Source organism: Kitasatospora sp. NPDC093558 (assembly GCF_040683475.1).
Classification (GTDB): domain Bacteria; phylum Actinomycetota; class Actinomycetes; order Streptomycetales; family Streptomycetaceae; genus Kitasatospora.
Genome location: NZ_JBFBDY010000095.1, coordinates 1 through 18,769, shown reverse-complemented (window position 1 = coordinate 18,769; position 18,769 = coordinate 1). Strand labels below are relative to the sequence as shown.

Annotated in this window: 15 protein-coding genes; 9 read left to right on the top strand and 6 right to left on the bottom strand. The window is 72.9% G+C overall.

The features are described from left to right. Positions 1–170: 170 nt before the first annotated feature. The 3 genes from AB0O00_RS12880 to AB0O00_RS12870 form a co-directional block, all read right to left on the bottom strand. On the bottom strand, positions 171–1,856 hold the full coding sequence (locus AB0O00_RS12880) for a methylmalonyl-CoA mutase family protein (protein ID WP_363651047.1): 1,686 nt from the start codon (positions 1,854–1,856) through the stop codon (positions 171–173). 249 nt (positions 1,857–2,105) lie between these two features. After that, on the bottom strand, positions 2,106–2,447 hold the full coding sequence (locus tag AB0O00_RS12875) for a DUF3817 domain-containing protein (RefSeq protein ID WP_363651046.1): 342 nt from the start codon (positions 2,445–2,447) through the stop codon (positions 2,106–2,108). 127 nt (positions 2,448–2,574) lie between these two features. Further along, positions 2,575–3,108, bottom strand: a complete 534-nt coding sequence (locus AB0O00_RS12870; protein WP_363651044.1) for a MarR family transcriptional regulator — start codon at positions 3,106–3,108, stop codon at positions 2,575–2,577. Positions 3,109–3,603: 495 nt separating this feature from the next. Here AB0O00_RS12870 and AB0O00_RS12865 point away from each other — a divergent pair, with 495 nt between their 5' ends. Next, a complete protein-coding gene (locus tag AB0O00_RS12865; protein ID WP_363651042.1) occupies positions 3,604–5,241 on the top strand; it encodes a M4 family metallopeptidase in 1,638 nt (545 codons plus the stop codon). Between the two features lie 205 nt (positions 5,242–5,446). On the opposite strand, the gene AB0O00_RS12860 is transcribed toward AB0O00_RS12865, so the two are convergent. After that, the gene (locus tag AB0O00_RS12860; protein ID WP_363651040.1) at positions 5,447–5,758 is read right to left on the bottom strand and encodes a DUF3817 domain-containing protein; all 312 of its coding nucleotides are present in this window, start codon (positions 5,756–5,758) and stop codon (positions 5,447–5,449) included. A gap of 264 nt (positions 5,759–6,022) precedes the next feature. Between AB0O00_RS12860 and AB0O00_RS12855 the strand changes: the two genes are divergently transcribed. The 5 genes from AB0O00_RS12855 (at position 6,023) to AB0O00_RS12835 (ending at position 9,529) form a co-directional block, all read left to right on the top strand. Continuing rightward, positions 6,023–6,817, top strand: a complete 795-nt coding sequence (locus AB0O00_RS12855) for a DUF2127 domain-containing protein (protein WP_363651038.1) — start codon at positions 6,023–6,025, stop codon at positions 6,815–6,817. 43 nt (positions 6,818–6,860) lie between these two features. Then, on the top strand, positions 6,861–7,499 hold the full coding sequence (locus AB0O00_RS12850) for an AIM24 family protein (protein ID WP_363651036.1): 639 nt from the start codon (positions 6,861–6,863) through the stop codon (positions 7,497–7,499). After that, on the top strand, positions 7,499–8,149 hold the full coding sequence (locus AB0O00_RS12845; protein WP_363651034.1) for an AIM24 family protein: 651 nt from the start codon (positions 7,499–7,501) through the stop codon (positions 8,147–8,149). Before AB0O00_RS12850 ends, AB0O00_RS12845 begins: the two co-directional genes overlap by 1 nt. Next, a complete protein-coding gene (locus tag AB0O00_RS12840; RefSeq protein WP_363651032.1) occupies positions 8,149–8,949 on the top strand; it encodes an AIM24 family protein in 801 nt (266 codons plus the stop codon). Before AB0O00_RS12845 ends, AB0O00_RS12840 begins: the two co-directional genes overlap by 1 nt. Before the next feature lie 64 nt (positions 8,950–9,013). Continuing rightward, positions 9,014–9,529, top strand: coding sequence for a MarR family transcriptional regulator (locus tag AB0O00_RS12835; RefSeq protein WP_363651030.1), 516 nt, complete (start codon positions 9,014–9,016; stop codon positions 9,527–9,529). Positions 9,530–9,609: 80 nt separating this feature from the next. Here the strand turns inward: AB0O00_RS12835 and meaB are convergent, their stop codons facing one another. Both meaB and AB0O00_RS12825 read right to left on the bottom strand, forming a co-directional pair. Beyond that, positions 9,610–10,566 carry a methylmalonyl Co-A mutase-associated GTPase MeaB gene (gene meaB, locus AB0O00_RS12830; RefSeq protein ID WP_363651028.1) on the bottom strand — a complete coding sequence of 319 codons (957 nt, stop codon included), beginning with the start codon at positions 10,564–10,566 and terminating at the stop codon, positions 9,610–9,612. 78 nt (positions 10,567–10,644) lie between these two features. After that, positions 10,645–11,853: an acetyl-CoA C-acetyltransferase gene (locus AB0O00_RS12825; RefSeq protein WP_363651026.1), complete on the bottom strand. Its 1,209-nt coding sequence runs from the start codon at positions 11,851–11,853 to the stop codon at positions 10,645–10,647. 279 nt (positions 11,854–12,132) lie between these two features. Here AB0O00_RS12825 and mce point away from each other — a divergent pair, with 279 nt between their 5' ends. The 3 genes from mce (at position 12,133) to AB0O00_RS12810 (ending at position 18,650) form a co-directional block, all read left to right on the top strand. Then, positions 12,133–12,576 carry a methylmalonyl-CoA epimerase gene (gene mce, locus AB0O00_RS12820; protein WP_363651024.1) on the top strand — a complete coding sequence of 148 codons (444 nt, stop codon included), beginning with the start codon at positions 12,133–12,135 and terminating at the stop codon, positions 12,574–12,576. 561 nt (positions 12,577–13,137) lie between these two features. Beyond that, complete coding sequence (locus AB0O00_RS12815) at positions 13,138–17,613, top strand: hypothetical protein (protein WP_363651022.1); 4,476 nt, start codon at positions 13,138–13,140, stop codon at positions 17,611–17,613. Positions 17,614–17,720: 107 nt separating this feature from the next. Further along, a complete protein-coding gene (locus tag AB0O00_RS12810; protein ID WP_329927955.1) occupies positions 17,721–18,650 on the top strand; it encodes a cellulose-binding protein in 930 nt (309 codons plus the stop codon). Positions 18,651–18,769 lie beyond the last annotated feature (119 nt).

Sequence of the window (18,769 nt, the reverse complement as noted above, 5' to 3'; positions counted from 1 at the left end):
TCTCCGCTTCGGCCGTGCCGAAGCGGAGACGAATGGTGACGCTGAGGGGGCTCCTGTTCAGCTCGGCGTGGCGGTGGCACTGGCCAGGGCTGGCAGGGGCCAGCGGCTCGTAGCTGGCGTCGAGCCGATCCGGGGCGAAGCGGCGGAAGCCCGTCCGCCGGCTCGGGTGGTCAGAAGGCCGCGTTCTCCTGGTAGGTGCCCCACTCCTGGCGCAGGGCGTGGCAGATCTCGCCCAGCGTCGCCTCGGCGCGCACCGCGTCCAGCATCGGCGGGATCATCGACTCGCCCGAGCGCGCCGCCGCGAGCATGGCGTCCAGCCCGGCCCGCACGGCCGCCTCGTCGCGGGCCGCCTTGCGCTCGGCCAGGACGCGCACCTGCTCGCGCTCGACCTCGTGGCTGACCCGCAGGATCTCCAGCTCGGGGGTGACGCTGCGCGGGTGGCAGTTGACGCCGACCACGCGCTTCTCGCCCTTCTCCACGCCCTGCTGGTACTGGAAGGCGGCCTCGGCGATCTCGCCGGTGAACCAGCCCTCCTCGATGCCGCGCAGGATGCCGGAGGTGATCGGGCCGATCTCGTGGTCCTCACGGCCCTTGTCCAGGATCCGCTGGAAGATCGCCTCGGCCTGCTGCTCGATCCGGTCGGTCAGCGCCTCGACGTACCACGAACCGCCCAGCGGGTCGGCCACGTTGGCGACGCCGGTCTCCTCCATCAGCACCTGCTGCGTGCGCAGGGCGATCTCGGCGGCCTGCTCGGAGGGCAGCGCCAGGGTCTCGTCCAGGGCGTTGGTGTGCAGCGAGTTGGTGCCGCCGAGCACCGCGGACAGCGCCTCGACGGCGGTGCGGACCACGTTGTTGTACGGCTGCTGCGCGGTGAGCGAGACGCCGGCGGTCTGGGTGTGGAAGCGCAGCCACTGCGCCTTGTCGGTCTTCGCGCCGAAGCGGTCGCGCATCCAGCGGGCCCAGATCCGGCGCGCGGCACGGAACTTGGCGATCTCCTCGAAGAAGTCCAGGTGCGCGTCGAAGAAGAACGACAGGCCCGGCGCGAAGACGTCCACGTCCAGGCCGCGGGACAGGCCCAGCTCGACGTACGCGAAGCCGTCCGCGAGCGTGTACGCCAGCTCCTGAGCGGCCGTCGCCCCGGCCTCGCGGATGTGGTAGCCGGAGACGGACAGCGGCTTGTACGCGGGGATGCCCTGCGCGCAGTACGCCATCAGGTCGCCGATCAGGCGCAGGTGCGGCTCGGGCGCGAAGAGCCACTCCTTCTGGGCGATGTACTCCTTGAAGATGTCCGTCTGCAGGGTGCCGTTGAGCACCGCCGGGTCCACGCCCTGGCGCTCGGCGGCGACGAGGTACATGCAGAAGATCGGGACGGCCGGGCCGCTGATCGTCATCGAGGTGGTGACCTCGCCGAGCGGGATGCCGTTGAACAGCACCTCCATGTCGGCGGCCGAGTCGATGGCCACGCCGCAGTGGCCGACCTCGCCGAGCGACTTGGCGTCGTCGGAGTCGTAGCCCATGAGGGTCGGCATGTCGAAGGCGACCGAGAGGCCGCCGCCGCCCGCCTCCAGGATCATCCGGTAGCGCTCGTTGGTCTGCTGCGCGTTGCCGAACCCGGCGAACTGCCGGATGGTCCAGGTGCGGCCCCGGTAGCCGGTGGCGTGCAGCCCGCGGGTGAACGGGTACTCGCCCGGCCAGCCGATCCGCTCGAAGCCCTCGACCGGCTGCCCGGCCGGCGGGCCGTAGACCGGCGCGACCTCGTCGCCGGAGAGGGTGGTGAAGTCCGCGTCGCGCTTGCGGGCGGCGTCGTACCGCTGCTGCCAGCGCTGCCGTCCGCGCTCGATCTCCTCGGCGTCCATGGGCCCGCACTCCGCTCCGTACAGCCGCCACGGCACCGGGCGGCACAGCTATTAGGACGTCCTACTAATTTACTCGGACGTCCTAGTACTTGTCGATGGACGAACCGGGGCGACCCGGTGGACATCGCGGGAAACTCCCCGGGAACGGCGGAGGGCCCCCTTCCCCACGATGGGGAGGAGGGCCCTCGAAGGCTCTGCGGTCGCCGTGCGCGGCGTCCGCGCCGTCCGCGCCGTCCGCGCCGTCCGCGCTCAGACGCCGGCCGGCTGGCGGGCGTCCGACCCGGCCGGGAGGCTCGCGGCGGCCTCGCGGGCCACCCGGCGCTCGAAGACGAAGGACAGGAACGGGATGCAGCCGGCCGCCAGGGTCAGCACCAGCCGGCCGAGCGGCCACTTGAGCTTCTGGCCCAGCAGGAAGGTCACCACGAAGTACCCGATGTACAGGTAGCCGTGCAGCATCGCGACGTACGTCGTCACGTCCTCGGCGGTCTGGAAGCCGTACTTCGCGACCATGAAGCCGCAGAACACCAGCAGCGCGACACCGGTCGCGACGGCCAGGGCCCGGTACCAGCCCAGCAGGGGGGTCGCCTTCATCTTCTACATCGCCTCGCTCGGCTGGATCGGCCGGTACGTCCGGATCTGCGCACCGCTCCGAACGAGGGTAGCCGTCCTCACGGCCGCGCCCGCGCAGGCCCCACGCCCGCGCAGGCCCCCCGTCGGCTCAGCGACCCTCGTCGACCCCGTGAGCCTCGTCGGTGAAGTCCCCGGCGGCGATCCGCAGCGGCCGGAGCAGCTCGAACACCTGGTGGCACTGGTCGGCGCCGTACTCCTCCAGCCCGAACTCCATCGCCATGAGCTCCCGGGTGGCCTCCTCGACCACCTCGCGGCCGCGCGGGGTGATCGACGCGAGCACCCCGCGGCCGTCCAGCGGGTTGGGGCGGCGGGCGACCAGGCCGGCCCGCTCCAGGCGGTCGACGGTGTTGGTGACGCTGGTGGGGTGGACCATGAGCCGCTCGCCGATCTTGGAGAGGGACAGCTCGCCGGTCCGGCTGAAGGTGAGCAGCACCAGCGCCTCGTAGCGGGCGAAGGTCAGCCCGTACGGCTTGAGCACCGCGTCCACCCGCGAGAGCAGGATCTGGTGGGCGCGCATGATCGAGGTGATCGCCGCCATCGAGGGGACGCCGCCCCAGCGGCGGGTCCACAGCTCGTCGGCGCGGGCGATCGGGTCGAAGTCGAGTGCGAGGGGCTTGGCCACCTTCTTACCGTACCGGCGCAACGGTCGTGTGCTACCAGCTGTCCTGATGGTGGACAAGCGCGACGCGTGGCGGGATCCCGCCAATCGGGCGCGCAGGTCCATACCTGGACATTGCGGCGGTGTGTCGGCCCGCCAACGCACTGTCATGGCACGGCCATTGACGCCGATTCAGTGGTCCGGCCCGCTATCAGGCCTCGGTTCGAGCGGTAACCCGCTGAAAGACGGGGTAATTCGCCGGTTTTGTCGGTCCGTTCACAATGCGTCGCGCTGGCGGGACTTGGCCAATTCATGAACGAGACCTGTCATTTCGTTTGCTCGATTGTCATGCTTTCGCCCAACCCCGTTCGGCGGCCACCACCCCCACCCACCGGTGCGCCGCCGTACGCCGCACGGGGTTGCCCAGCACGTCAGCGCGCGTTCCGCCCCGCAGGTGCCGATCCCGGCCCCCGGAACGCCGCGCGACCGCGCACCGCGGTTTCCCGGAAGGACTCGCACGTGAAGCGAAAGCTCGCAGCCGTCGCCGTACTCTCCGCCACCGCCCTCCTGACCGGCGTCGTCCAGGTGGGCACCGCCGCCGTGGCGACCCCCGCGCCCGCGCTCCAGGCGCAGGCCGCCCAGCAGTACGCCGCCGCGCTCGCGCTGGCCGGCGGTCAGGCCGGGCCGCTCGGCCAGGCCCTCGCCCTCGGCGGCCAGGAGCAACTCGTCGCCAAGGACGCGGTGGTGGACGCCGACGGCACCCGCCACCTGCGCTTCGAGCGCACCTTCGCCGGCCTCCCGGTGCTCGGCGGCGACCTGGTGGTCCACGAGAGCGCGGGCGGCGCCGTCCAGTCGGTCGACAAGGCGATAACCGCCCCGATCGCGGTGCCCAGCCTCACCCCGGCGATCCCCGCCGACCAGGCCGCCGCACAGGCGGGCAGCGCCGTGCAGGCGACCGTCGGCATCGCCGCCGACGCGGACGAGTCCCCGCTGACGGCCGTCCACCAGACCGGCGCGGCCGAGCTGGTGGTGTGGGCCTCCGACGGCAACCCGCGGCTCGCGTACCGCACCACCGTCGAGGGCGTCCGCGCCGACGGCACCCCCAGCAGCCAGCTGCTGGTGACCGACGCGGCCTCCGGCGAGGTGCTGTCCTCCCACGAGCAGGTGCAGACCGCCGCCGGCAGCGGCACCGGCGTCTTCGTCGGCAAGGTCCCGCTCACCACCACGCAGAGCGGCTCGTCCTACCAGCTGAAGGACGCCTCCCGCGGCGGCCAGTCCACCAGCAACCTGAAGGGCCGGACCTCCGGCTCCGGCACCCTCTTCGCCAACAGCACGGACGTGTTCGGCAACGGCAGCCCGTCGAACTCCGAATCCGCCGCCGTGGACGCCCAGTTCGGCGCCGCGACCACCTGGGACTTCTACAAGAACACCTTCGGCCGCAACGGCATCAAGAACAACGGCGTCGGCGCCACCAGCCGGGTCCACTACGGCTCGAACTACGTCAACGCGTTCTGGAACGACACCTGCTTCTGCATGACCTACGGCGACGGCTCCGGCAACACCCACCCGCTCACCGCGCTCGACGTGGCCGGCCACGAGATGACCCACGGCGTCACCTCGGCGACCGCGGGCCTCAACTACTCCGGCGAGTCCGGCGGCCTCAACGAGGCCACCTCCGACATCTTCGGCAAGATGGTCGAGTTCTACGCCAACCTGCCCTCCACGCCGCCGAACTACTTCATCGGCATCCAGCTCAACATCAACGGCGACGGCACCCCGCTGCGCTACATGGACAAGCCCAGCAAGGACGGCAACTCGGCCGACTCCTGGTACTCGGGCGTCGGCAACCTGGACGTCCACTACTCGTCCGGCGTCGCGAACCACTTCTTCTACCTGCTGTCCGAGGGCAGCGGCGCGAAGAGCCTCAACGGCTTCAGCTACAACAGCCCGACGTCCAACGGCTCGACGCTCACCGGCATCGGCCGGGACAAGGCCGCGAAGATCTGGTACCGCGCGCTGACCGTCTACTTCACGTCCACCACCAACTACGCGGGCGCCCGCACCGGCACCCTCAAGGCGGCGGCGGACCTGTACGGCGCGACCAGCGCCGAGTACAAGGCGGTCGCGGCCGCGTGGAGCGGCGTCAACGTCAACTGACGCACGGCCCTCGGCCCTGCGGGAGTCCGGCCCTCCGGACGCCCGCAGGGCCTTTTCTTGGCCAATCCCCCGAGGCGCCCTGTTCTTCCCCGCCACGAATTGTCATGCTTCTGACGGAGCCACCCCCGGAAACGGCGACAGGCTGTCGCGGCCCTTGGGAGAGGAGGCCGCGACAGCCTGTCGACCGGCTGCGCGCACGGGAGCGTCAGGCGACGGCAGGCTCCAGCTCGCCGCGCTCCTCCTTGGCCAGGGTCTGCTCGGTGTAGATCCCGCCGAAGGGCACCACCGAGAGGACGAACAGCAGGATCCCGCGCTTGCGGTCCCACTTCTGCGTCTGCCAGGACTGGATCCAGAACACCACGTACAGGATGAAGAGGGTCCCGTGAATGGGGCCGAGCACCGGAACGGCGTTGAAGCTGGTGGAGTACTTCAGCACCGTGCAGATGATCAGCAGGATCCAGGAGAGCCCCTCGGGGGCGGAGACCAGGCGCAGGCGGTGGACGGCGCTGCTGTTCACGATGGGTACCTCAATGCGGGGGTCGGGGATCCGGGGGCTGCGGAAGCTTGTGAACCGACTCACAAGCCTTCCGGCCATTATCACCGAGCACACGTCCGAACCCGCCGCCGGGGTGCCCGGCAGCACGCCCGGGGTGCGCGATGTCACAACCGCGCCCCAGAACGGCCCCGCACGCGGCGCGATGCCGCCCGCTGCCCCTATCCTGCTGCCCGCGCGCCCGGCGAACCGGGCGCCGTACGCATCGCACGACGGGGGTAGCCACCGATGTTCAAGCGGGACTGGGACCGAAGGACCTGCGCCAAGCGCGGCCACGTGACGTACGCACCGGCCGAGCCCGAGCTCGCCGCCGGGCTGCACGCCTCGACCGCCCTCGGCGACGCCTGGCGCTGCCTGCGCTGCGGGGACTTCGCCCTCGGCGCCCCGCACGGCTCCGGCCCGGCCGCGAACGCCCCGCTCGTGCCGCGCGGCAAGGCCCTGCGCGACCTGTTCATCCTGCGCTTCCTGGCCGTCGAACGGATCCTGCGCGGTGTCCTGATCCTCATCGTCGCCTTCGGCGTCTGGAAGTTCTCCAACAGCCAGGACGCCGTGCACAAGGTCTTCGACCAGGACCTGACGGTCTTCAAGCCGGTCACCGACCACTTCAACTGGGACATCGAGCACTCCCCGATCGTCGACACGATCCGCAAGACCTTCGACTACAAGAAGAGCACCCTGCTGATCGTCGCGGGCGCGCTCGTCGCCTACGCGCTGATCGAGATCGTCGAAGCGTTCGGCCTCTGGCTGGGCAAGCGCTGGGCCGAGTACCTGACCGTCATCGCGACCGCCGCCTTCCTCCCGCTGGAGGGCTACGAACTGCACGAGAAGGTGAGCGTGCTGAAGATCTGCACGCTGCTCCTCAACATCGCCGCGGTGGTCTGGATCATGCTCTCCAAGCGGCTGTTCGGCCTGCGCGGCGGCGTGGTCGCCTTCGAGGCGGAGCGCCACTCGGCCTCGCTGCTGGAGGTCGAGCAGGCGGCCGGCACCGTGCCGCCGTCCCGGGGCTCGCACGCCCGGACGTAAGGCGCTCTCCCCCCGCCACGGCCGCACTGGTTACATTGCGGCCGTGGCACAGTTCAGACTCCAGGGGTCCCGGGTGCTCGCCGTCGAGCTGGCGGGCGACGCCGTCAAGGCCAGGAACGGGTCGATGGTCGCCTACACCGGGCAGATGGCCTTCAAGAAGCTCACCGGCGGCGGCGACGGCCTGCGCGGCGTGGTCGCCAGACGGCTGACCGGCGAGCAGATGGACGTGATGGAGGTCAAGGGGCGGGGCACCTGCTACTTCGCCGACCGGGCCACCGAGATCAACCTGGTCCGGCTGACCGGCGAGGCGCTGTTCGTCGAGTCCGGCAACCTGCTCTGCACCGAGGCCGCCCTGCGCACCGGCACCACCTTCACGGGGCTGAACGGCGTCTCCTCCGGCAACGGCCTGTTCACCACCAAGGTGGAGGGCCACGGCTGGGCCGCCGTCACCTCCAACGGCCCGGCCGTCGTCCTGCGGGTCGGCAAGGACATGCCCCTGCGGGTGGACCCCGGCGCGTACGTCGCGCACACCGGCAGCCTGCACCGCAGCCTCAAGTCCGGGGCCGGCTGGACGACCGCGATCGGCGAGGGCGGCGGCGAGGCCGTCCAGGTGGAGTTCACCGGCGAGGGCCTGGTGTACGTGCAGCCCTCCGAGAAGCACACCCCCGGAGGCGACGTCTGATGGCCTTTCGGCAGCTCAACGGCAAACTCGTCGAAGCCCGGATCCTGCCCGGACAGCGGCTGTTCAGCCAGCGCGGCGCGATGATCGCGTACACCGGGGACGTCCGCTTCACGCCGAACGTCACCGGCGGGCAGGGCGGAGTGCTGTCGATGATCGGGCGCCGCGTGGCGAACGAGGACACCCCGCTGATGACCGTCGAGGGCCAGGGCAGCGTCATGTTCGGCCACGGCGGCCACCACGTGCACGTGATCGACCTGACCGGGGACACCCTGTACGTCGAGGCGGACCGGCTGCTGGCCTTCGAGGGCTCGCTGCGCCAGTCCACCACGTTCCTCGGCGCGCAGGGCGGGGTGATGGGCGTGGTCCGCGGCCAGGCCACCGGCCAGGGGCTGTTCACCACCCGGCTGGACGGGCACGGCGCGGTCGCGGTGATGGCGCACGGCGGCGTCTTCGAGCTGCCGATCGTCCCCGGGCAGCCGGTGCACGTCGACCCGCAGGCCTACGTCGCGCACCGTGGCGAGGTGCGCAACCGGCTGTCCACCGCGCTGGGTTGGCGCGAGTTCATCGGCCGCGGCTCCGGCGAGGCGTTCCAGCTGGAGCTGGACGGGCACGGCGCGGTGTACGTCCAGGCGAGCGAGGAGAAGCTCTGATGACCCACTCTCCCTACGGGCAGTCGCCGTACGACCAGCCGACCCAGCCGGGCTTCGCGGTCCCGCTGCCGACCCGGTTCGACCTCTCGGTGCCCCTCCCGGAGCCGCGCGACGGCGGCGGCCCCGTGGTCTACGACGTGTACACCCTGCCCGTCGACGACAACGTCAACCCGTACGCGTTCTCGGTCGACCTCAACGGCACGTACTTCCTGCAGAAGGGCAAGATGATCGCCTACTACGGCGACATCTCCTTCCAGGGCATCGGCGCCGGCGCGCTCGACCGGGCCCTCAGCCTGCACTTCAACTCGCCGCTGCACGCGTCCGATTGGGTCGTCGCCCGGGGCCGCGGCAAGCTGCTGCTGGCGGACCGCGCCTACGACCTCAACTCCTACGACCTGGACGACGGCAACCTGACCGTCCGTTCGGGCAACCTGCTCGCCTTCGACCCGGCGCTGCGGCTCAAGCAGTCGATCGTCCCGGGCTTCCTGACCCTGCTCGGCACCGGCCGGTTCGTCGCCGCGTCCAACGGCCCGGTGCACTTCGTCGAGCCGCCGATCCGGGTCGACCCGCAGGCGCTGGTCGGCTGGGCCGACTGCCCGGCGCCCTGCCACCACTACGACCACGACTACCTGCACGGCGTCGTCGGCGGCCTGCGGCGGCTGACCGGCCTGGGCGGGGTGTCCGGCGAGGAGCACCAGTTCGAGTTCGTCGGCGCCGGTCAGGTGCTGATCCAGTCCACCGAGCGCGTGATGGCCGAGCGGCCGGTCGGTGTCGTGGGCGCCGAGGGCTCGGTACGCTGACCCGGACGACGTTTCGCCCCGTAAACTCGTACAAGATTTAACTAAATCGGGGTATGCTGGCGCCATGGATACGCACCCCACCGACACCGCGGACGCCCCCGCGTCGCAGCCCGAGGACGAGACGCCCTGGCTGACCGCCCGGGAGCAGCGGATGTGGCGCGCCCATCTGGAGGTCGCCAAGCTGCTGGACTACCAGCTCGGCCGCGAACTCCAGCCCCACAACCTGGCGATCAACGACTACGAGATCCTGGTCGTCCTCTCCGAGGCGCCCGACCGCCGGATGCGGATGACCGACCTCGCGACCGCCACCCTGCAGTCCAAGAGCCGGCTCTCGCACCAGATCACACGCATGGAGACGGCCGGCCTCGTACTCCGCCAGGAGTGCCCGGGCGACCGCCGCGGCCTCTACGCCCACCTCACCGAGCAGGGCTGGGAGACGATGCAGCGCGTCGCCCCCGACCACGTACGCAGCGTCCGCGCCCACTTCATCGACCGCTTCACCCCGGACCAGCTGGACGCGATGTACGCCGCCCTGGCCCCCATCGCCGACCACCTCCGCAGCCTCCGCGGCCGCTCGTAGACCCCGAAGAGCTCCCTGCATAGGAAGTCGGCCCGGCCGACTTCCTGCGCAGGGAGGCCGGACAGGGCAGCCCGGGGGGCTCAGCTCTCGGTCAGGCCCGCGACCAGTTCGTCGGCGGCGCCGTACGGGTCCAGCTCGCCCGTGACGACGCGTTCGGCGAGGCCGGCCAGGTGGCGGTCGCCGCGGAGGTCGCCGATGCGGGCGCGCAGTTCGGACAGGGCGATCGCCTCGATCTCGTCGGCGGCCCGGCGGCGGCGGCGCACCGTCAGCTCGTCGTGCTCCTCCAGCCAGGCGCGGTGCTTCTCCAGCGCCTCGACGACCTCGTCCACGCCCTCGCCGCGCGCCGCGACGGTCTTGACGATCGGCGGGCGCCAGTCGCCGGCCTCGCGGGCCTCGCCGAGGCCGAGCATGTGGTTGAGCTCCCGGGCGGTGGCGTCGGCGCCGTCCCGGTCGGCCTTGTTGACCACGAAGAGGTCGCCGATCTCCAGGATCCCGGCCTTGGCGGCCTGGATCCCGTCGCCCATCCCGGGGGCGAGCAGCACGACGGTGGTGTCGGCCTGGGCGGCGATCTCCACCTCGGACTGGCCGACGCCGACGGTCTCCACCAGGATCACGTCGCAGCCGGCCGCGTCCAGCACCCGCAGGGCCTGCGGCGCGGCCCAGGACAGGCCGCCGAGGTGCCCGCGGGTGGCCATCGAGCGGATGAAGACCTCGGGGTCGGTGGCGTGCTCCTGCATCCGGACCCGGTCACCGAGCAGCGCGCCGCCGGAGAACGGCGAGGACGGGTCGACGGCCAGCACCCCGACCCGCTTGCCGAGCCGCCGGTAGGCGGAGACCAGCGCCGAGGTGGAGGTGGACTTGCCCACGCCGGGGGAACCGGTGAGGCCCACGGTGTAGGCGCGTCCGGTGTGCGGGGCGAGCGCGGCCATGACCTCGCGCAGCTCCGGGGCGGCGTTCTCGACCAGCGTGATGAGCCGGGCGACGGCGCGCGGTCGGCCTTGCCGGGCCTGTTCGACCAGCGTGGCGACATCGATCATCGGGTGCTCCTTGCGCGGATGCCGACGGGGCCACGGACCGCTCGTGGCGGTCCGCAGCCCCGGTTCGGTCGAGGTTGATCAGGCCTTCGGGCTGTGATCCTTGGGGACGCGAACGATCAGGGCGTCGCCCTGGCCGCCGCCGCCGCACAGCGCCGCCGCGCCGACGCCGCCGCCGCGGCGCTGGAGCTCCAGCGCCAGGGACAGCACCAGGCGGGCGCCGGACATGCCGATCGGGTGGCCGAGGGCGATCGCGCCGCCGTTGACGTTGACGATGTCGGTGGAGACGCCCAGGTCCTTCATCGACTGGTGGGCGACGGCCGCGAAGGCCTCGTTGATCTCGATCAGGTCGAGGTCGGCGACGGTCAGGCCGTCCTTGGCCAGCGCGTGCTTGATCGCGTTGGACGGCTGCGACTGCAGCGAGTTGTCCGGGCCGGCCACGTTGCCGTGGGCGCCGATCTCGGCGATCCAGGTCAGGCCCAGCTCCTCGGCCTTGGCCTTGCTCATCACGACGACGGCGGCGGCGCCGTCGGAGATCTGCGAGGAGGTGCCGGCGGTGATCGTGCCGTCCTTGGCGAAGGCCGGGCGCAGCTTGGCCAGGCCCTCGACGGTGGTGTCGGCGCGGATGCCCTCGTCCAGGCTGAACAGGACCGGCTCGCCCTTGCGCTGCGGGATGGCGACCGGGACGATCTCGGCCTCGAAGACGCCGTCGGCCTGCGCCTTGGCGGCGCGCTGGTGCGAGGCGGCGGCGATCTCGTCCTGGACCTCGCGGGCGATGCCCAGGCGGGTGTTGTGCTTCTCGGTGGACTCGCCCATCGGGATGTTCTCGTAGGCGTCCGTGAGGCCGTCGTACGCCATGGCGTCGATCATCTCGATCGCGCCGTACTTGTGGCCCTCGCGGGACTTCGGCAGCAGGTGCGGGGCGTTGGTCATCGACTCCTGGCCGCCGGCCACGATGATGTCGAACTCGCCGGCGCGGATCAGCTGGTCGGCGAGGGCGATCGCGTCGAGGCCGGAGAGGCAGACCTTGTTGACGGTCAGCGCCGGGACGTTCATCGGGATGCCGCCCTTGACGGCGGCCTGACGGGCCGGGATCTGGCCGGCGCCCGCCTGGAGCACCTGGCCCATGATCACGTACTGGACCTGCTCACCCGTGATGCCGGCCCGCTCCAGCGCGCCCTTGATCGCGAAGCCGCCGAGGTCGGCGCCGGAGAAACCCTTGAGCGAGCCGAGCAGGCGGCCCATGGGGGTCCGCGCACCGGCAACGATCACAGAGGTGGTGTTGGTCATGGGACGGGCCCCTTCGCACGTCGTGGCCAGGTGAGGATGCCGCTCAATGTACTGACCTGTTACCCGCCCGTCACCGGAGCTACGGTGTGATCGAGCGCACTGGCACCATCCAGTCAACACCGTGTCAACGCGGTCCGGGTGAACCACGGCGTGTGAGCAGGCTCGCACGTCCGGCGCTGGCGCCGGTCAAGCGCGATGCGCTGCACTGGTGGCCACGTCATTCCAGGACGTCCCCGAACCGCTCCCCGGACGTCCCCAACCCGCTCCCCGGAGGTCGCCGTGCTGACCCGTATCGACCACATCGGCATCGCCTGCCGCGACCTCGACAAGACGGTCGAGTTCTACCGCGCCACGTACGGTTTCAAGGTGTTCCACAGCGAGGTCAACGAGGAGCAGGGCGTCCGCGAGGCGATGCTCAAGATCAACGACACCGGTGACGGCGGCGCCTCCTACCTCCAGCTGCTGGAGCCCACCCGGCCCGACTCGACCGTCGCCAAGTGGCTGGAGAAGAACGGCGAGGGCGTCCACCACATCGCCTTCGGCACCGCCGACGTGGACGGCGACGCGGAGGCGATCCGGGGCAAGGGCGTACGGGTCCTGTACGACCAGCCGCGGATCGGCTCGATGGGATCGCGGATCACCTTCCTGCACCCCAAGGACTGCGGCGGCGTCCTGACCGAGCTGGTCACCTCGGCCGAACCGGCCGCCCACGACGAGCACTGAAACCCCCCAGGGTGCCGCCCCCGCCCCGGGCGGCGCCCTGCACCTCCCTCGCTGCGCTCGGCAGGCACCGGGCGCAGCACACACCTTTCGATGGGGCCCTCGCTCCGCTCGGACCCGGGAACTGGCCGGTAACCTGACCGGCTGCCCGGAAAACCCCCACGCGGCCATTCCCCCGCAGTGCGCTCCCACTACAATGCCCAGGTGCGCGAAGACTCCGGGGGACGGAGGGGACGGGCACGGCCGATGACAGGCCCGTCCGCCCTCCGGCGGCGGCCCGTCGCAGGGGAGTCCACTACGCGGGCACGGCTGAACAGTCGCAAGTCGGATCTGTCACCATTCTCCACAAGGCAAGAGTTCGCCCAGGAGTCCACCCGGACGGGGGAACGCGGCACGACCGCGCTCCCGCACCGAGGGCTCCGACCTCCGCTGCGGGCGGCCCCGGCTTGACGTGGGGGCCCACCGGCCGCGGATGCAAGGACCAGTCGGAGCGGCACCCGGAACCACGGGGGCCGCGCACCGGCCGGGTCGAGGACGCGACCAGGAGATGGATGGGACCGCGGAGTGCGGGGCAACGACCGCTACGAGGCTGACGATCACCTCTCCCAGTTCGAGGCCGAGATGGGTCGGACTCGAAAGGAGCGGGACAAGGCAGTCGAGCACGCCGAGGACCTCGCCTACCAGGTGGAGGTGCTCCGGGCCAAGCTGCACGAATCCCGTCGCATGCTCGCCCAGCCGCGCGCCTTCGACGCCGTCTCCGGCCAGGCCGAGCAGATGCTCCGCACCGCCGAGATGCAGGCCCAGCAGATGCGCGCGGACGCCGAGCGCCAGCTGCGGGACTCCCAGGCCGCGACCCAGCGGATCATGGCCGAGGCCGCCGAGCGCACCGCCCGCCTGGAGGCCGAGCTCACCGCCCGCCGCCGCCAGCTGGAGGACGAGCTCACCGAGCTGCGCCGCAACGCCGAGCAGCACCTGAACGGCTGGGCCGAGCAGACCAGGACCGGCAGCGAGCAGGAGGCCCACCGCCTGCTCCAGGAGGCCCGCGCCGAGGCCGAGCGGATGATGGCCGCCGCCCGCGCCGAGGCCGTCGCCCTGGCCGACCAGGCCCGCGCCCAGACCGCCGCCGACGTGGACGCCGCCCGCGGCGAGGCCCAGGCCGCCGCCGAGGCCGCCCTGCACCGGGCCCAGACCGACGCCGAGCGCCTCCTGCGCGCCGCCTCCGAGCAGGCCCAGCAGGCCGGTGCCCAGGCCGCCGCCGACGTCGACGCCGCCCGCGGCGAGGCCCAGCAGCAGCTCGCCGCCGCGCACGCGGCCGCCGAACAGCAGCTCGTCGCCGCGCAGACCGAGATCGGCCGGCTCAAGGAGCACGCCGCCGCCGAGCAGGCCCGCGCCGAGCAGCAGCTGGCCCACGCCCAGGCCGAGATAGAGCGGCTGCGTGCCGAAGCGAACGCCGAGGCCGAGCGCACCCGCCGCGAGGCCGCCGAACTGCGCGACCAGGCCGAGCGGGCCGCCGAGCAGCTCCAGGCCGACGCCGAGGCCGCCGTCGAGCGCCGGGTCGCGGACGGCGACGCCGCCAACGAGCAGCGCTCGCAGACCGCCCGGGCCGAGATCGCCCGCCTGGTCGCCAAGGCCACCAAGGAGTCCGAGGCGATCCGCGCCGAGGCGGAGGCGGTCCGGGCCACGGCCGCCACCAAGCAGGCCGAGGCGGACGCCGCCAAGGCCGCCGCGGCCGAGGAGGGCGAGCGGCTGCGGGCCACCGCCGAGTCGGTCGCCGCCGAGCTGAAGGCCGAGGCCGAGGCGGCGATCGCCGACCTGCGCGCCCGCACCGAGCGCGACCTCGCCGACCTGCGGGCGCAAGCCGAGGCCGAGGCGCTGCGCCTGCGCAGCGAGGCCGAGGAGGAGGGCCGCGCGGCGGGCGCCAAGGACGCCACCGTCCACCTCGCCAAGGCCGCCAAGACCGCCGAGGAGGTCCTCGACCGGGCCAACCAGGACGCCCAGGCCGCCCGCGGCGAGGCCGCCGCCGAGGCCGAACGGGTCCGCGCCGAGGCCACCGCCGAGGCCCAGCGCCTGCGCGAGCAGGCCCAGGCCGCCGTCGAGCAGGCCCAGAACGCCGCCCTGGACGACGCCGCCGCGATCCGCGAGCGGATCGAGCAGATGCAGGACGAGGCCGCCCGGCTGCGCGCCGAGGCCGAGGAGCTGCGCGCCCAGGCCGCCGCCGAGGCCGACCGGATCCGCGGCGAGGCCCGCCGCCAGGCCGTGCTGCAGATCGAGGAGTCGGCGAAGAACGCCGAGGAGCTGCTCACCAAGGCCAAGGCCGACGCGGACGAGCTGCGCGCCGGCGCCGCCGGGGAGATCGAGCGGCTGCGCGAGCAGGCCCAGGAGCAGGCGGCCGAGACCCAGGGCCGGGCCGAGCAGACCCTCTCCCGGGCCCGCACCGAGGCCGGGAAGATCACCGCCGCCGCCGAGCAGCAGGGCCAGGACGCGCTCGCCGCCGCCCGGGCCGCGGCCGCCGAGAACCGCACCGCCGCCGAGCGCGAGACCGCCGAACTCCGGCGCGAGGCAGCCGAGTTCGACCAGCGGGTGCGGGCCGAGGCGGGAACCGCCGCGGACGCCATGCGGGCGGACGGCGAGGCCGAGGCGAAGGCCGTCAGGGACGCCGCGGTGGCCGACGCCGAGCGGGTGCGCACCGAGGCCGACACCGAGGCCGCCCGCACCAGGGGCGAGGCCGAGACGGTCGCCAACGCGCTGCGCGAGGAGAGCCGGCGCGAGCACGAGGAGGCCGCCGCCGGGCTGCAGCGCGAGCGCGAGGAGACCGCGGAGCAGCTGGCCGCCGCCCGGGCCGCGCGCGAGCAGGCCGAGCAGGGCGCCGAGGAGCTGACGAAGCGCACGGCCGCCGAGACGGCCGCCGTCCGCGAGGCCGCCGAGGCCTACGCCGACCGCGTCCGCACCGACGCCGAGCAAGCCGCCACCGAACTCACCGAGCGCACCGACGCCGAAACCGCCGCCCAGCGCGCCGAGGCCGAGGAGTTGCTGGAGGCCGCCCGCGTCTCCGCCGAGCAGCGCAAGGCCGAGGCCGCCCAGGCCGCCAAGGAGCTGCGCGAGAAGGCCGCCGCCGACCTCGCACTGGCCGCCGAGCAGGCCGAGACGGTCCGCGCCGAGGCCGGCCGCGAGCTGTCCGAGGCCCGCGCCACCGCCGACTCCATCCGCGCCGAGGCCGGTGCCGTGCTGGAACAGGCCCGCGTCGACGGCGACGAGCTGATCGCCGGGGCCAGGACCGAGTGCGCCGCGCTGATCGAGGCCGCCGAGGACGAGGCCGCCGAGGTCCGCCAGTCCGTGGCCGGCCTGCACGAGGCCGCCTCCCAGCAGATCGCCGAGCTGACGGCCACCGCCGAGCGCGAGGCAGCCGAGCTCCGCGAGCAGGCCGCGCAGGCCGCCGCCGACCTGCGCGCCGACGCCGAGCGCGAGACCACCGAACAGCGTGAACTCGCCGACCGCGAAACTGCCGAACTGCGCGCCGACGCCGAACGGGAGACCGCCGAACAGCGCGAGCTCGCCGACCGCGAGACCACCGACCTGCGCGCCCGCACCGCCGCCGAGACGGCCGCCCTGCGCGAGCAGACCGAGCTGGAGCTCACCGCCGAGCGCGAGGCCGCCGAGGCCGAGATCGCCCGCCGCCACGCCGAGGCCCAGGCCTACGACGAGCAGCTGCGCGCCGAGGCCGACCACGAGCTGCGCACCGCCCAGGAGAGCGCCGAACAGCTGCGCGCCGACGCCGACGAGCAGGCCGCCAGGACCGTCGCCGCCGCCGAGGAGCACGCGGCCGGCCTGGTCGCCGACGCCGAGGAGCTGGCCGCCGTGCTGCGCTCCGAGGCCGAGGAGTACGCGCACGCCACCCGCACCCTGGCCGACGAGTACGACGCCGCGACCCACGCCCGCGCCGACGCCTACGACGCGGACACCCGCGAGGCCGCCGAGCAGTTCGACAAGGCCACTCGCGATCAGGCCAAGTCCGTCCTGGAACGGGCCTTCGCGGACGCCGAGTCGCTCGGCGAGGACGCCCAGACCACCGCACTGGCCACCACCGCCGCCGCCGAGGAACAGGCCGACGCGATGGTCGCCGCCGCCCGCAAGGAGGCCGACCGGCTGGTCGCCGCCGGCGAGGCGGCCGGCCAGGGCGAGGTGGAGAAGGGCCGCGCCGACGCCGACGTGCTGCTCGCCGAGGCCCGCCGGGACGCCACCGCGATCCGCGAGCGCGCCGAGGAGCTGCGCGAGCGCACCGACGCCGAGGTCGAGGCGCTGCACGAGCGCGCCCGCAAGGAGAACGCGGCGGCCATGAAGTCGGCCGGCGAGCGCGTCGACGCGCTGGTGACGGCCGCCCAGGAGCAGCTCACCGAGGCCGAGGAGCAGGCGGTCGCCACCGTCGCCGAGGCCGAGGACCGCGCGGCGGCCCTGGTCGCCGCCGCGGAGGAGCGGGCCGGCGAGCTCACCTCGGAGGCGTCCGCCGAGGCGAGCAAGGTCCGGCTGTCGGCGGTCCGCAAGGCCGAAGGCCTGCTCAAGGAGGCGGAGACCAAGCTCTCCACCTCCACCGACCGGGCCGAGGCTCTGATCGAGAAGGCCGAGGCCAAGCTTCGGTCCTCCCAGGAGGAGGCCGAGGAGCGGCTGGAGAAGGCGTCCGCCGAGGCGGAGAAGCGGCTGCAGGCCGCCGACCGCGCCGCGGACGAGCAGGTCGAGCTCGCCAAGGCCGAGGCCGAGCGCCTGCTGGAGGAGGCGCGCGCCGAGGCGGAGCGCGTCACCACCGAGGGCCGGCGCGAGCTCGACGAACTGGTGCGCCGTCGCAAGGACATCAACACCGAGATCTCCAGGGTCCAGGACGTCCTGTCCGCCCTGGAGGCCTTCGAGGCACCGGCACCGGTCGCACAGACCAACGGGGGAAGTACCAACGGGGGAAGTACCAAGAAGGACGGGGGTGCCAAGGCCGGTGCCGGAGTTGGCTCCCCCCGGTCGGGTGGCAATCGCTCCAAGAGCGCACCACCCGATTGAGCGGACATTGTCCGCGAGACAACGGCATTTCGCCGTCGACACTCCGGTACCGTGTCAGGATTCCCTCAACCACCTCAGCGGTTTGACGACAGGAAGCCCAGAACCCCATGAGCGACAGTCACTCCCCTCACGGCTTCGACCTGGTGCGCCGTGGGTACGAGCGTGCCCAGGTCGACGAGCGGATCACCAAGCTGGTGGCCGACCGTGACAGTGCCTTGACCCGGATCAGTGCGCTGGAGAAGCGCATCGAGGAGCTCCACCTGGAGACGCAGACCGCCCAGGCGGCCGTCGCCGAGCAGGAGCCGTCGTACGCCGGTCTCGGCGCCCGGGTCGAGAAGATCCTGCGCCTCGCCGAGGAGGAGGCCAAGGACCTGCGCGACGAGGCGCACCGCGCCGCCGAGCAGCACCGCGAGCTCGCCGAGGCCGCCGCCCAGCAGGTCCGCACCGAGGCCGAGAACTACGCCAAGGACCGCAAGGCCAAGGCGGAGGACGAAGGCATGCGGATCGTCGACAAGGCCAAGAGCGACGCCGCCCAGCTGCGCGCCGAGGCCAACAAGGACGCGCAGAACAAGCGCGAGGAGGCGGACGCCCTCTTCGAGGAGACCCGCACCAAGGCCGCCCAGGCCGCGCTGGAGTTCGAGACCAACCTCGCCAAGCGCCGCGAGCAGTCCGAGCGCGACCTGGCCGCCCGTCAGGCCAAGGCCGAGAAGCGCCTCGCCGAGATCGAGCACCGGGCCGAGCAGCTGCGCCTGGAGGCCGAGAAGCTGCGCACCGACGCCGAGCGCCGCGCCCGCCAGACCGTCGAGACGGCCCAGCGCCAGTCCGAGGACATCGTGGCCGACGCCAACGCCAAGGCCGACCGCATCCGCAGCGAATCCGAGCGCGAGCTGGCGGCGCTCACCAACCGCCGCGACAGCATCAACGCCCAGCTGACCAACGTCCGCGAGATGCTGGCGACGCTGACCGGCGCGGCCGTGGCCGCCGCCTCGCTGCCGAACGACGACACCATCGGCGTGCCCGCCCAGCAGGGCCGCTGACGCAGCACCACGGCGGGGGGGGGGGCGCCCCCCGGGGGGGGGGGCGGGGCCCCCCCCCCCCCGCGGCCGTACTGCCCGTACCCTCGGCCGCGCCGGTCCTGCCCGACGGCTGCATGGAC